Genomic DNA, 13,974 nt, shown 5'->3' with positions numbered 1-13,974 from the left:
ACCGGCCGCGAAAAATTTGAGAAATTTTGGTTGCCATCACCCATATGGGTGATGACTGACCTTTTCTAAGAAATTGATAATGAATTTCCTTGATTGATCAAGGAACAAAACATAGGGGCTGTATTCTTCCTTATTTTATCAACAATCTTTTGCATCAATATGGAAGTGAATTTTATGAAACTTTTATCGACTATATTAGTTTTGGCTGCCTTATCATTGGATTTAACAAGCGCAGCTTTTGCATCCACCCAAACCCTGGACTTCTTCAACCCTGGTCCTGGCACAACCTACTGGACTCCAGACGAAGCCAGCAAAGAAAGCAGCCCGTATTACAGATGGCAAGGGGAAGACTGGAGCTGGCAGTTCAGACCGGTTGCCGATGCCATCAACAGCGCCTCGGTATCTGTCAGCGCCTTTGATGCCGATACAGATGCTGGAGAAATAGACAATATTTACGGTTGGAGTAACGACAGCTCGTCGTGGGAGTTGCTGGGCAACTTGGCCGGCGCAGGCGACATATGGTCTCTCACCACATTCGATCTGGCTTCCTCCTGGTTTGATGAAATCAATGCCGGTTTACAATTAAAGATAGCGATAGACGCTTTGGGCGACAACTGGGCCGTTTCACTCGCTAAATCATCCCTGATTATCAACGGCGGCACCCTGCCTCCTCTCAATCCGAGCGTAGTACCTGCACCGGCCGCAGTATGGTTGTTTGGTTCTGCATTGGCAGGGTTAGGATTCTTTAGCAAACGTCGTAAAACTTTGGTACTTAATAGTTGGCTGTCATAAATAGAATAAAGGCCGGGTATACCGGCCTTTTTTGTGAACTCTGTCGCGTTGATTGCCATCAAGCGCAGCTTGCCTGTTCCTGCCTGGCTTTAGGCGGCCATAAGAGTAAGCTAGCGAATCATCGACGCCTTTCCACGGATTTGCCTCTCGCCATAAGATCTGTTACGCCAGGAAGGACCTGTTTTGGCGCAATTCAAGGCTTCATCGAGCGTATCAAAGACTCCCCAGCATCTGAGGCTTCCGCCCATCAGGCAATGCACTGACATCACATGGTCTGTACGAAGAATGAAAGATTCTGTCGGAGTAGATCCTCGCAGCAAAAGCGGATTAATTAAATGTCCGTCAATAAAATCTTCCGCCAGATACTCAGTGCCATCATCAAGTTTAAACTTAGCCATAATCATAGTTCCCCCTAATCAATTTTTACATTGTCATCAGAGGGTAGCATTCGCTAGCTTAAGCTTGCTTTAAATCGTCGCCCTACCTGTTCAGCGCTCTACGGCATAAAGGTTAATCACTGATGTTACACACAAATCGCTCTCTGTGCTGTTTTAGTTTTACCGCGATGCCATGTAGGCGCGAATTCATTTATGCCCTTTGAGTACTTGTGCCCCTCGCGGGTATTCACACTGCCTGTCTATCTCGGGTTGTCCCGAGTCGAATAAATTCGACTCTAAACGTCAGTTAATTACCGCAATCGTCCGCTTGAATTGCTCTTTCGCGCGATGCACTGCTTTTCACTTTACGACGCACTCGTTTTCGTTGATGTTCTTCCAAGCCTGGCGGGTCTGCATGCCGCCGGAAAGCACTTTTACCTGCAGGCCGTTCTGCTGCAAAAGACGATACGCATAATAAGCCCGCTGCCCGACACCGCAAATCAGCCAGATCTCCCGCGCCCTGGGCAGTTCGTTCACCCGGTCGCGCAAGGATTCGAGGGGAATGTTCTGTGAATTCGGAATGTGATCTTTGCTGTACTCCGCCTCGCTACGAACATCCACCAGTAGGGCCGCAGTGGATGCCAGCTCATCCCAGTTCGCCAGTTGCAGATCGCCGCGCAGATGATTGGCAGCCACCATGCCGGCCATGTTAACCGGATCTTTGGCGGCGCCGAACTGGGGCGCGTAGCAAAGCTCCAGGTCTTCCAGATCGAATACCGACACCTCCTGCATCATGGCCGTGGCAATGACATCGATGACTCTTGCCACGTCGAGCTCGCCCACGGCTTGCGCGCCGAGAATCCTGCCGTCCGCTTTGGAGAACAGCAATTTGATGTGGATCGGCCTGGCGCCCGGAAAATAACTGGCATGGTGGCCCGGATGCAGGTAGACCTTTTCGAAATCCATAACAGCTCGTTTGAGCTGCTTTTCATTGACGCCGGTGCAGGCGACGGTAAGGCCGAAAGCTTCACAGACAGCCGTTCCGAGCACACCCTCAAAAGCCAAGGGAGGCCGCGTTTCAGCATCGCTGCACGAAAAATGGTGGAGAATGGCGGTGGCCGCCACTCGTCCCTGCCGGTTGGCCGGTCCTGCCAGCGGAACGAGCTGCCACTGCCGAGTGATCCTGTTTTTCACTTCGACCACGTCGCCCACCGCCCAGATGGCGGCATCGCTGGTGCGCTGGTAAGAATCGACGCGAATGCCGCCGAGCTCGCCCAGTTCCAGCCCGGCATCGCGGGCCAACGTGGACTCTGGCCGCACGCCGATCCCCAGAATGACCAGGTCGGCAGTTAGCGCCGCGCCTTTTGAAGTACGCACGCTCAAGCCGCGCTCAGGGAGCGGTTCGAAGGCTTCGACAGCTTCGCCCAACCTCAGATGCACGCCATTGGCTTTCAGGCGTTCGGCGGCGTAGCCGGCCATTTCAGGGTCCAGCGGCGGCATGACCTGGTTGGCCAATTCCAGCAGGGTGACGTCAAGTCCAAGCCTGACCAGATTCTCAGCCATTTCCAGGCCGATAAAACCGCCGCCCACGATCAGCGCGCGCGAGGCATCGGCGACCGCGGCCTTGATCTTCCGGCTGTCAGGGATATTGCGCAGCACGTAAATGCCCGGCAGGTCGATGCCCGGCAGAGGCGGACGCACCGGCTGGGCGCCGGTTGCCAGCACCAGGGCGTCATAAGGTTCTTTTCGCATGGCGCCGGTTTTGAGATCGCGCACTTCGATCAATCGGGCTTGCCGGTCGATGCGCGTGACCTCCGTTTCGGTATGGATTTCGATGTTAAAGCGGTGCTTGAACATTTCCGGGCTGGCCACCAGCAGTTTGGCTTCCGATTCGATAACATCGCCCACGAAATAAGGCAGGCCGCAATTGGCAAAGGATACATGCGGGCCTCGTTCGAACACGACGATCTCACAGGTCTCGCAGAGCCTGCGCATACGCGCCGCGCAAGTGGCTCCGCCGGCCACGCCGCCGACGATAAGGATACGTTTGTTTGCTGCATTCATGAGCTTAAATCTCCCGGCTCGGTTGTAGGTTAAAGTCGCTTTCTGAAATTGATCTGCCATTCTGACAGCATCATAGATGACCATGCGCTATAGTGTTATGGATTTGAAACGTTTCCTCGGCAATCAGTGAAGTACAGATTGTCTGGTATCCTCTCAAGCTGGTATGGCCTTTGAGTCTTTGTTCTCCACGCAACGATGACGCCCTGAATCAACCGCTTCATTGGAACAGCAAACCCGACATCGGTTATTGGATCGCCTCAAGTTCCCTTCGGGACGGTATCGAGTCGGCAGCGCCATGCCGCGTGACGCATAGTGCTGCCGCGCGGGTAGCCCATTGCAGGGCGGCCGCTGGATTGTTGGTTTCGATGAGCTCAGCCAAAAAGAAGCCAATAAACGTATCGCCGGCTCCTGTTGTATCTACGGCATGGACTTTTTTCGCCGGCTGATAGAATCGGGCTTGCGGACTGAAATAGGCGGCACCCTTGTCGCCTAAAGTGAGTACAACCGCCGTTTGGGGAAACCGCCGGTTGAGAGTCTCGCCGATGCTATCCGGCTCGCTTTCTCCGGTGAGGGCCTGCGCCTCAGTCTCGTTCACTATGAGAATGTCCACCAGTTCAAGCGGATAATTGAGCACTTGGGCATTCATGGGAGCGGGGTTAAATGCGATCGTCAGCCCTTTGGCTTTTGCGGACTGGATTATCTGCGGCACGGCATTTACCTCGTTTTGCACGAGAAGATAATCATCCGGCCCGAAATCAGCAACGATGCCCTGCACTTCTGCTTCGCTTATGAGCTGATTGGCGCCGCCGACGATTATGATAGCGTTTTCACCCTCCGCATTCACCTGAATGATGGCGTGCCCGCTGGGACCGTCGATTGTCTGTACAAATCCCGTGTCCACGCCCTTGTCTTCCATCAACGTTTTCAGCCAGGCGTCTGCGGCGCCTACTTTACCGGCGTGATACACGCACGCCCCAGCCTGGGCAAGCGCAATGGACTGGTTCAAGCCCTTGCCTCCGGCAAATCGACGGTATTTCCGGCAACCGATGGTTTCACCGGGACGCACGAAATGCTCGACAGTATAAACATGATCAACATTGATCGACCCAAAGTTCAGCACTCTTTTCATCGCTGCAAACATAAAAAGTAATAATCACTCTCTTGTGCTTTTACAGCATTCATAAAAACTTGACAACAAGGGATTTAATATCTTTTGAAGACAAATAGAATGAACAAATTTATAGCCATAACCTGTTATTTTTTCTTGCAATACTGAATAAATACGGAAATGGAGCAGTTGCAGGATGCTGGGAAGATGCGATTTGAAGCGGCGTATGATAGACGCAAGAGCGCCAACCACAACTTGCAAATTCTTAGTTTTTTAAAAAGATCGACCGCTCAAGCAAAAGTCAATTCTTAAGCTGAAAGCACTCGAGGCGAACCGTGCAAAGAGAAACTGATAAATAAGCCAAACCCTGTTTCACCTTAATGACTGATGTTGCGCACAAATCGTTTCAGACATCTCGGGAACGAAGGCCAACGGCAAGCGCTTCAGGAGCATTCGGATCGGCCGTGTCGGTGCGAATTCATTCGCACTAAACTGTCGCTTTATAACGTTTCGGGTCGAATTAATTCGACCCTATAGCTGCGCAACATCAGTTATATTTTCAGTTTTTCGACCACAATGCCTCCAGAATGCCTTACTTTGCGCTCAGTGTAATGACACCGTCCCATGGCTGTGGCGGATCTTCCCGGTAAATTAAGGCCAGATTCAAATAAAAGTTTGTCGGGCCATCTTGTCCATGACTGTCCAGCAATGCTTGAAAGCTGACTACGGCATCTTGCCACAAGCCTTGCCGGAATGCGCTTAATCCCGAAGCGAATTGCTCATATTTGGCGTAATCAGCCACATCGGTCTCCGTCGCCTTCCCCACAATCTCCACAAGCTCTATGGGTTCATGTCGTCCGACCAGACGAAAACCGCCTACCGGCCTGTAGATTATATTGCCTAGGCCGGCAACACTGGCCGCGGAAGCTAAAATATGAGTTCCCAGAAATTTATTTACGCCCTGAATGCGTGAAGCAATATTCACCGTATCGCCAATTGCGCGGAAATGACTGCCTTCCCCGGCATCCAGCCTGCCAAGCGTCATGTCGCCTTCGTGCAGACCGATACGCGTGGGAAGCTGGCAGGTACTGGATGTCGCATTGAATTGTTCAACCGCCAGCTTCATTTCCAGCGCCGCCAGACAGGCTGCCAGCCGCAGGTCGGCGGCAGGCAAATCAATCCATACCGCTATCATTGAATCGCCGGCCACATCCTGAATGATCCCCTCATGCGAACTCACCGTACGGCCCAGCACCTGGTAATACGTATTCAATAATTTCCACATTTCATGAGCGGTATGATTCGCCGCAACAGTCGTATAGCCTTCAATATCCGTGGCAAGGCATACCCCGCCGACATCCCGTCGAGAGGTTGATTCCGCCGCGCCTTGTTCCGGACGCCATTGCCCCGGCGATTCCGCAACAAACGGCAGCCATTTTGGAAACACGCGGCTGACAAAAGCCAGAATCCGCTTTCTTTCATTCAACAGATCCCGGCGCGCCCATAGCGATGAAATAAACCAGGCCAAAGGCAATTGGATCAATAACGGCACGGCCACCGGCAGCCATACGCCGCTTCGGCTGAAGCACCAAACAGCCAGACCCGCATAAGCGCCGGCCGCCAGTAAACTTGCCGCTATGCCGAAAAGCCCGGCGAGCCTGATCAGCAGCAAACCGACAACCAGCCCGAACGTCATCAGCAGTAATCCTGGCGGCATCGGTGATGCAATACTGCGGTCTTCGAGTAAATTGGCGAATTGCGTAGCCATAATCTCTACGCCGGCCACCTTGCCGCTTTGCGTGTCGCTGAAAGGGGTTTGAAAGTAGTCGATGTGGCCCGGTGAAAACTTGCGGTTAGCCTTCCCTACAAATACCACTTTGCCTGACAAGTCGGTGACTTTGCCTTCATAAACATCGCTGTACGACTCCATGCGCAAGGTCTGAGCCGGGCCGTAGAAATCAAGGTATCGCCTGTCTTCCAGGCAAATCACCTCATCAATAAGATGCGCCAGAGCGGATTTTCCCGGCAGGCTCATCGGGGATTCGTTTGCGGCAGACAGGCATTGTCTGCGCCGTTCCGTCAGCCAGACAGAAAAAGGATACTCAGGATGGATCATGCCCTGCAACGCGCCTGTACGCTGAAGGTAATACATCCATGTCAGTACCGGTAAGGTCGGGGTTTCCGCAAGCCCATCAAGAAATGTCCAGCCTTCCCGAATGATAGGCTCCTCCGCGTCATTAGCCAGATAAAACGGCGCATGATCCAATGCAGACTTGGTCAGCAGCGGCGTAGAGCCGATTGTGCGCATGGCGACTAGTCGTTCGGAAAGCGGCTGCCGCTGCGTCCCATCCTTCTGTACGAAGGGCTTCTTGTTACTTTCCGAACACTCCTCACGCCCGTAAAAGTCCTCGTCCCCGCGCCGCAATTCCTGCACGCATTCCGTCACCAGCACGTTGCCTGCCGCCTGCATGGCCGCGGCAAAGTCCGGATCATGATCAGGATGGGGGACGATAAACTGAAGGTCAAAAACGATCAACGCCGCCCCTTGGCACTGCAATTCCTGTATTAACCGGGAATGAAAGCCGCGCCAGCGGGTTAAATCTTGGCCTACGCCTAAAACGGCTTCGGAAGTTTCATCCATCGCCACGACGACAACTTCATCAGGCGGCATGCGCTGGCCCCGGATTCGGAATAAAGAATCCAGACCCAGTGATGCTTCCAGGCCGGTCAGATAATCAATGCCGCTCCCTGACAATAATGTTATTAAGGCAATAGTGATTGCCCGCAGGAAATGGCGCATTGTGCCTGGACCTTTTTGTTTGATTCGCGATTATTATGGAAATCAATTGATTGACAAAGTTAAATGTAATAGCTGTTTAAGTTAAAAATCAGCCGGTGATGGTTCTGGACTGTCAACCACATGGGGTCAAGCCCGGTATGAAAGTAGTTCCAACTCTGGGTGCGGATTTACAGCAAGAGCCATCGGGTATGTTAACGTTGTATACTCTATAAATTCCCATAACAGGATTATCTAATTTCAATGGACTATTAGGATTTGTTGCATCGCATGCGCTATTTGCTTCCCCTCTCCAGTTTTTTGTCCCATTAATGTTGGCGCAAAAACAGGCAAATCCAAGCTGGCTTGCTCCAGATGTGCCGAGGATTTGATAGATATAATCTGATCCTACTGCAAATTTGCGGTATTTCACGTCATAACCTGAGATATTGCCTACACTAACCCACCCGTCATACAACAACGCCCTTGGCTCATTCTTCGGCTTAACCGGGGATAATTTATCTTTCGGCACGACTCGATGAGGCGGAACTTTGAGTTTTTCGCTAGGGTGAATTCTATGTACATCAGCGACCTCTCGACCTGGAACATCCTTGTCAATAACAGCCGCGCCTGTGAGAAAACCAACACTTATAAAACTTAAAACTATTTTTTTATTTTTCTGAAAATAATTGATATTTCCCCTGCCTTTTAACATTACCGCCCCTTATTATTGTTAGAAATTAAGAACTACGCGACCAAAAACCGCCCTTTGTGGAATAAACTCGCTGGCATTAAAAAATATATTGCTATTATCCATCCGACTCGTATCGTCAAACCGGTATTTTTTATTCAACAGATTCTTCCCTTCAATACTCACAATGCCCAGCCGTTTTGGCAATCGATAACCGAGCGCCGCATCAAGAAGAAAAAAACTGCTTGACTCTTTATTATCACCCTCCAGTTTTTCTATACACACTTGATCTGTACACGTTCCTGTTTCCTGGTTTACATAAGTTCCTGTGAGTTTGCTGAAAAACCCGGAAGGATCGAAATACCGGAACTCTAGCGGCACACTATGAGTAAAAAGCTTCCTATCGTAAAGGTTTGGCTCTTCAGGATATTTATTGTATAGGTACCTATAGCGCGTGGATATCGAAAACCGATCCAGCGGCGCCCAGTTCAGATAAATTGCAGCTGAATCCTTTTTCGAAGATAAAGTACCCACTGACGAGTAAAAGGCATCTCTTTGGGAAAATTCGACTCCCGCAAACACATTAGATCGTATAACAAAATCCAACGCCGCTCCGTAAAATGAAAAAGAGTAATCTGAAAAATCGTCAAAAAATTGATTAAATCCTGCTATCTGAGTCGGTTCAATGGATTGCACCGCGACTAGTGGTCTTTTTTTGCCGCTGAAGTAGGCCAGTCTGAGCTTGGCCTTATTGCTCATATCCCACATCAGACCAACTTTTGGATATATCCTCAGCTTATCTTTTTGATCTTTTTCATGGGAATAATCATTTGATAATCCAAATGTTCCGGTTATGCTATAGGGTAATTTCAAGTTCAGATAGACGTACTCGTTATGCCCATTACGACCATTGTTAGGCCCATCGTCTTTCTCTCTGCTATTAACCTGTGTTTTTTCTTTTATTGAATAGAAACTGGCCCCGGTTACAAAGTTATAGAACTCACTATGACGAAGATACTGCCCTTCAATAAAATCACTGCTGCTGTTAGTATCCCTTGCATATCGCCCGGAAACTTCTGGTAAAGCCTCGAATGGATCTATATGCGTAAAGGAATCTGCATGAACATACGAAGCCAGCAAATGATCATCAGTAAATACTCTTAAGTTAAGTCCTGCACGATAAATATTCTCTCTCAATCTAGCTCGTTCCGAATATAAATTACCAGGAATAAGATCTTGCCGAAAATCTCCCTGTTCGGTGTCCCTGTACACATATTCAAACTGGGCATTCAAGCGATCATTAACCGCTGCCTGAAAAAATGCATCGTAAATATCATGGCGTTGGTCGGTATTAGTCAGATTTTCATCCGGATTATAGGAATCAGAGGCTCTGGTAAACCCATCCGTCCGATAATGGTACTGCCCCAGGCTATAAGAAAACTTATCAAGAAGCCCGCTCAAAGTAACTTCATCGCTATAAGTCCCCATGTTGCCCACCACTCCGGAAGCAATCAGCTGAGGGCGATTGCGTTCGAAATTGCGGGTAAAGTCCTGGAACGATGAGTTGGCCATGTCCGAAGCACTCAGCAGGCCTCTTTGCGACACCGATAAATGCGGCTGCACCGGATTGATATTGATCGGCTGCAGCAGTTTGGCCTGCAGCAGTTCGCTAAGCTGCGCGGTTTCCCGGCTGGATTGATTGACATAGGTATCCGACAGGAAACGATGGGCGGAATAATTGGTGGGATCGGTTTGCAGCGAAGTAATGGCCTCAACCACGCCCCGCTGTTCAAAGCCCAGATCATCGTAAACACGCGCCAGACTGGCCCCGCGTGCGGCCCGGTCGGAATCCAGCAACTCCCTGGAGCGATACACCGCGCGATTGTCATTCAAGGCCATCGCCTGCTGCAGATCCTGCAAGGCCTCAACCGGCCGGTTCTCGGTCTGTTTTTTCATCGCGTCGTAAAAATACGGCGTGGGATCGTTGGGATCGCGCTCCTTCGCCAAGCTGAATTGATCTTCGGCCAGCGCATTGCGTTTTTCTTCGAAGTAGCCCTTGCCCAGATAACTGCGCAGCAAGGAATTGTCAGGGTCGAGCATGGCGGCGATTTCCAGATCCTGGCGCCCTTCTTTCAAATCGCTTTTGCGAATTTTCGCCAGGCCCAGGCCCAATCGCGCCAAAGGCGAGGTGGAATCCAGCTGGACGGCTTTAGTAAAAGTTTGTAACGCTTTATCCGTATCCATGCGCCGCAAATAGGCAAATCCGGCTACGGTTTGTGTTCTTTCCAGGCCGGCATCCAGATCTAACGCTTTTTCTGCGCTTTTCTCGCTTTCGGCAAGCAAGCCCAAGGCGAGCTCCAGCTCTGATTTCCGCGCCCAAACCATCGCGTCGTGCGGCGCGAGTTTCACCGCCTGCCCGGCGGCTTTCAAGGCTTTCTCCAGTTCAAAGCGGCCTTGCTCGGCATAGGATAAAGCTGCGTAAGCCGTTGCCGAGTTGGGGTCGTAGGCAACGGCCCGGCTTGCCAGGCCATAAGCTTCATCTTTGCGGTTTTGCGTCAGCGCCAGTACGGATTGCAGTGCCAATGCTTCGGCATCGTTAGGATTATCGGCCAGCAAGGCCTGGATATCCTGCAAGGCCAGTTCAACCCGTCCGACGGCGAGTCTTATGGCGCCGCGTATTTTGTAAAAATAAGGCGTCCGCTGCTCAGGCGATAAGGCATCCAGCCGGGACAAAGCCGCATCAACCCGCCCCTGACGAAAATCCCCTATCGCTGTGCGAATGCCGGCGTCAACTGCCATTTTGTCATCGGGATAAGGCAGCAAAGGCGGGTAATAGAGCGCCCACGCCACGGCATCCTGAGGCTTGATGTCAATCTTAGCTTGCGGCGCCTGTCCCCGGTAGACCTGAGCGCCCTGCCCCGGGTTGATGCGAATGCTGCCCTGCTCATTGAAAAATCTTACCTTGCCTTCGTAAACCCATAGCGAGGCCTTGGTGTCATCGGCGCTCAGGGCGAATTCGGTGCCTTCGGGTCCGGCGTTGGCGATCGGCGTATTGACTTGCAAACGCCTTGGCGTGCGGCTGATAAAATTGACGAAGCCTTTCAGCAGGTCCAGCAAGGTAGGCTTGCCGGGATTAATGCCGTTCAGGCTAAGCACAGTGCCTTCGTCAAGGCGCAAGACGATGCTGTCTGGCAGCATTAATGAGGCTCGACTGAAAGGCGCTACCCGCACCCGGCTGCCTTCGCAGATTGCTTCATTGAGCTGTGCTCGTTGCCAGTGTCCCTTGTTGTCAGGATCGAAAAATACATTGCCTTGCAAGGAGACCAGTTTTGCGGAGGGCTTGCCAATACAGTTATTATCGGAAACAGTTTCTTCCGACCAACTTACAGGCGCAAATAAAAACAGTGATAGAGCAAGTAGGTAATGCATTTTTTATTTTTTCCAGAGAGGAAATTTCTATGCTTTTCTAAATAATATTTGAGTAATAATATCTAAGTATTTATACTTAAATAATCATACTAATATTTATTTGCGTGAAATCAAGAAATTTAATTTTGCAAGCTGAATAAAAGCCGGACGGTCACCCGGCTGCTCACTATATAGATATCGGCATGCAAGATATCGCATTAAGTTTTTCAAAACGCTGGCCCTGCATCTGGCATTTATATGATGATTTTTAGAGGATATGAAATATAGGCGGCTTGGCTTTGGAAAGGGTCAACTAAATAAATTAAGCGCCTTTCTCTGCAAAACTCCCGCCAAAAGCAAACAGAGATTATCACCTGATTTTGAACCCCAAATAATCAGCAATAATCAGCTTTACCGCCTCTTTTTGTTCTGAATTTCCTGTAATGCAGTTACTTATGCTTCAGGCGGCAGAAAAAAAACGTTAGGGCAATTATTCCAAGCCGTCGGTGTCACTTATGCCCTGCCGCATCCAAGAAACCGGAGCGTTAGCTTATTTATAATTTATTCAACAGCGCGCCGTTGCTATAATGCCTCTCCAATTGGTTTCACTGTATAAATAACAAAAATTCACTATGCAACAAGAAATCCTCCCGGCGCTAAAAAAAATCGATTTTCTTGCCAATCTGTCCGATGAAAGACTCGAGTCATTGGCAGCAAAGGCAAAATCGATCAAATTTCCCAAAAAGGCAGTCATTATCACGGAAAAGGATGAAACCGGCTCGCTTTATATTATTCTTTCCGGCAAAGTGCGCGTTTTTAGCAGTGATGAAAAAGGCAAGGAAGTTACCTTGCTTATACAGGAGACTGGTACTTATTTTGGTGAATTGGCATTGCTCAGCGATCAAACCCGATCGGCTTCCGTGGCAACCCTGGAAAAAACCGCATGCTGCGTTATTTCCAAAGAGGATTTTATCCATTGGCTTACCCTGCATCCGGATGTGGCGATTAATATGTTAGGTACCTTATCGGAGAAAATCAGATACCTGACCGAAAAAGTCAAACAATTGGCCTTGTCGAATGTTTATGAAAGAACCGTTAAACTGCTCTATGAAATGGCTCAAAAAGAAGGCGATGTTTATGTTATCCATAACAAGCCCAGCCAGCAGGAATTAGCCAATATGGTGGGTTCATCCAGAGAAATGATCAATAAAATCATGCATGACTTAACTAAAGGCTCCTATATTGCAATTGAAGACAAAATGCTCAAAATTCAACGCACACTACCGGCATCCTGGTAATGATTCCACATAAGTCATAAGATTTTAGTCGGGGTTTATCGGATTCGCCATCGAGCAGCAAAAATCACACAATTAGCTCATCTGCGGCAATCTAACCGTTCTGCTCCACTTCGCCTTGTACGCGCGTTGAATTCTCCCGGGTCAGGCGCGCTCAGAAATCATTGCATCAGCCACTCAAGGTATACGCTAACAAGTGAAGCATGAGCATAAAACAAAGAAGATTTTGTCTTTTTTCGGGAAAAATCTGACTATCAAGGAAAATAAAATCTGATATCTCAACGTTGCTGCGGCCAGTTCATGAATATTTCCAGGCTGAATACATTCACAGTTTCTTTCCTGTAACCACATCAATGCATCAATTTCAAAACAGAATACCTGTGCAATATTTCACTGTGCACATGTGAATTTGTTCATTGGTACGCATCCTGGCTGCACTTACCATAGCAAGCATTACTCCGGTTCCGGATACTCCAAACGACGGTTTATACGATCATCGCGAGACACGGGCTGCAAGGTCAGATGCGTTCGTTTGATTTCAGTTTTCCGTGCGTCATTATCGAAACCGACATACCAGTATTCGCAAATCACGTTGGCATTCTCCGTGATCCATTCCTTTCCTTGGGATGTTTCATCGATGACATATTCGCCGGGCTTGACAAAACGTCCCCGTAAACGGCGGGCATTATAGGTGTAGTTTTCCGCCGCCGGTTCCGATGCCAACCAGATGACCAATGCTATTTGATCGGGTGACACTCCATGAAAGGTCCCCTTTACCAATTCAATATATTGGATGCGCGGACATTCATCCGGAAGGTCTTTTTGATTCTGGCATACTCGGCTCGTCACACGGTATAGACCCGGACGCAAGCTTTCGGCGTTGACGCTGGGGGGTGCTAAGAAGCTTATGGTAAACACTAAAGCCGAAATGAACACGCGAGGTCTTACGAGGGCGGTAAAATTGATAGTGTCCATAGGTCACCAAGGATAGTTTATGAGCAAACGGGTCGGCCGATCTACCCATGCATATACGAGATGCGCATTACCCCGATCAACATGGATACAGCCGTGAGTCGGACCTCCATTGCCTGCGTACGTAGCCGGTGTGGGCCATTCGTGAATGTACACTCCTTGTTGTCCTCAAATAAGAATCGAGTAAGGCATGATGCATTGGCCCAAGGCATTGTTATTAGGCGGGCAGCTGTATTGTCTGCTATAGTGAGGGGACTCTTTGGTGCCAGAGATTGACGGGGCGACGGTTATGTCGGTCGGGTATCTGAGTCCCTTCTGGCCTAGGCAACGAAAGGTGTTGAATCCAACACATTCAAGCGAGCCTTCGCCCAAGTCGTTGAATTGAATCTTTATAAGTTTTTTAGCCATAGTTTTTTTCCATTAACGGGTGAGTTTAAACAGACGACACCAAAGTTCCATAGGATTTTGAGCTGTAAAAAATGGAATTATAG

10 protein-coding genes are annotated in these 13,974 nt (G+C 49.6%); 2 read left to right on the top strand and 8 right to left on the bottom strand.

Annotated elements, in window-relative coordinates:
- The first annotated feature begins 93 nt into the window (after nt 1-93).
- Nucleotides 94-792, top strand: a complete 699-nt coding sequence (locus tag ACTNE6_RS05945; protein WP_442498960.1) for a VPLPA-CTERM sorting domain-containing protein — start codon at nt 94-96, stop codon at nt 790-792.
- 110 nt (nt 793-902) lie between these two features.
- Here the strand turns inward: ACTNE6_RS05945 and ACTNE6_RS05940 are convergent, their stop codons facing one another.
- The 6 genes from ACTNE6_RS05940 to ACTNE6_RS05915 form a co-directional block, all read right to left on the bottom strand.
- Nucleotides 903-1,190, bottom strand: coding sequence for a hypothetical protein (locus ACTNE6_RS05940; protein ID WP_228778946.1), 288 nt, complete (start codon nt 1,188-1,190; stop codon nt 903-905).
- A gap of 339 nt (nt 1,191-1,529) precedes the next feature.
- Complete coding sequence (locus ACTNE6_RS05935; protein ID WP_442498959.1) at nt 1,530-3,233, bottom strand: FAD-dependent oxidoreductase; 1,704 nt, start codon at nt 3,231-3,233, stop codon at nt 1,530-1,532.
- A 244-nt stretch (nt 3,234-3,477) separates the two neighbouring features.
- The gene (locus ACTNE6_RS05930) at nt 3,478-4,353 is read right to left on the bottom strand and encodes a ribokinase (RefSeq protein ID WP_442498958.1); all 876 of its coding nucleotides are present in this window, start codon (nt 4,351-4,353) and stop codon (nt 3,478-3,480) included.
- A gap of 580 nt (nt 4,354-4,933) precedes the next feature.
- On the bottom strand, nt 4,934-7,141 hold the full coding sequence (locus ACTNE6_RS05925) for a CHASE2 domain-containing protein (RefSeq protein ID WP_442498957.1): 2,208 nt from the start codon (nt 7,139-7,141) through the stop codon (nt 4,934-4,936).
- Between the two features lie 112 nt (nt 7,142-7,253).
- Nucleotides 7,254-7,832: a hypothetical protein gene (locus ACTNE6_RS05920; protein ID WP_442498956.1), complete on the bottom strand. Its 579-nt coding sequence runs from the start codon at nt 7,830-7,832 to the stop codon at nt 7,254-7,256.
- Nucleotides 7,833-7,850: 18 nt separating this feature from the next.
- Nucleotides 7,851-11,237, bottom strand: a complete 3,387-nt coding sequence (locus ACTNE6_RS05915; protein WP_442498955.1) for a FecR domain-containing protein — start codon at nt 11,235-11,237, stop codon at nt 7,851-7,853.
- Nucleotides 11,238-11,848: 611 nt separating this feature from the next.
- On the opposite strand from ACTNE6_RS05915, the gene ACTNE6_RS05910 reads away from it, so the two are divergent.
- The gene (locus ACTNE6_RS05910; protein ID WP_442498954.1) at nt 11,849-12,514 is read left to right on the top strand and encodes a Crp/Fnr family transcriptional regulator; all 666 of its coding nucleotides are present in this window, start codon (nt 11,849-11,851) and stop codon (nt 12,512-12,514) included.
- 450 nt (nt 12,515-12,964) lie between these two features.
- Here ACTNE6_RS05910 and ACTNE6_RS05905 read toward each other — a convergent pair whose 3' ends face one another.
- Complete coding sequence (locus tag ACTNE6_RS05905) at nt 12,965-13,267, bottom strand: hypothetical protein (RefSeq protein WP_194969144.1); 303 nt, start codon at nt 13,265-13,267, stop codon at nt 12,965-12,967.
- A gap of 222 nt (nt 13,268-13,489) precedes the next feature.
- Nucleotides 13,490-13,639 carry a L,D-transpeptidase family protein gene (locus ACTNE6_RS05900; RefSeq protein WP_442498953.1) on the bottom strand — a complete coding sequence of 50 codons (150 nt, stop codon included), beginning with the start codon at nt 13,637-13,639 and terminating at the stop codon, nt 13,490-13,492.
- Between the last annotated feature and the right edge of the window lie 335 nt (nt 13,640-13,974).

The sequence above is a fragment of the Methylobacter sp. sgz302048 genome (assembly GCF_052162025.1).
In the GTDB taxonomy this organism is placed as follows: Bacteria; Pseudomonadota; Gammaproteobacteria; order Methylococcales; family Methylomonadaceae; genus Methylobacter.
Note: the sequence above shows the minus strand (reverse complement) of the source record. Positions and strands in the feature narration are given on the sequence as shown.

Excerpts from the sequence above, each read along its gene's own strand:
- ACTNE6_RS05940 (WP_228778946.1), bottom strand. The coding sequence starts at position 1,190 with ATGGCTAAGTTTAAACTTGATGATGGCACTGAGTATCTGGCGGAAGAT.
- ACTNE6_RS05935 (WP_442498959.1), bottom strand. The coding sequence starts at position 3,233 with ATGAATGCAGCAAACAAACGTATCCTTATCGTCGGCGGCGTGGCCGGC.
- ACTNE6_RS05925 (WP_442498957.1), bottom strand. The coding sequence starts at position 7,141 with ATGCGCCATTTCCTGCGGGCAATCACTATTGCCTTAATAACATTATTG.
- ACTNE6_RS05920 (WP_442498956.1), bottom strand. The coding sequence starts at position 7,832 with ATGTTAAAAGGCAGGGGAAATATCAATTATTTTCAGAAAAATAAAAAA.
- ACTNE6_RS05915 (WP_442498955.1), bottom strand. The coding sequence starts at position 11,237 with ATGCATTACCTACTTGCTCTATCACTGTTTTTATTTGCGCCTGTAAGT.
- ACTNE6_RS05910 (WP_442498954.1), top strand. The coding sequence starts at position 11,849 with ATGCAACAAGAAATCCTCCCGGCGCTAAAAAAAATCGATTTTCTTGCC.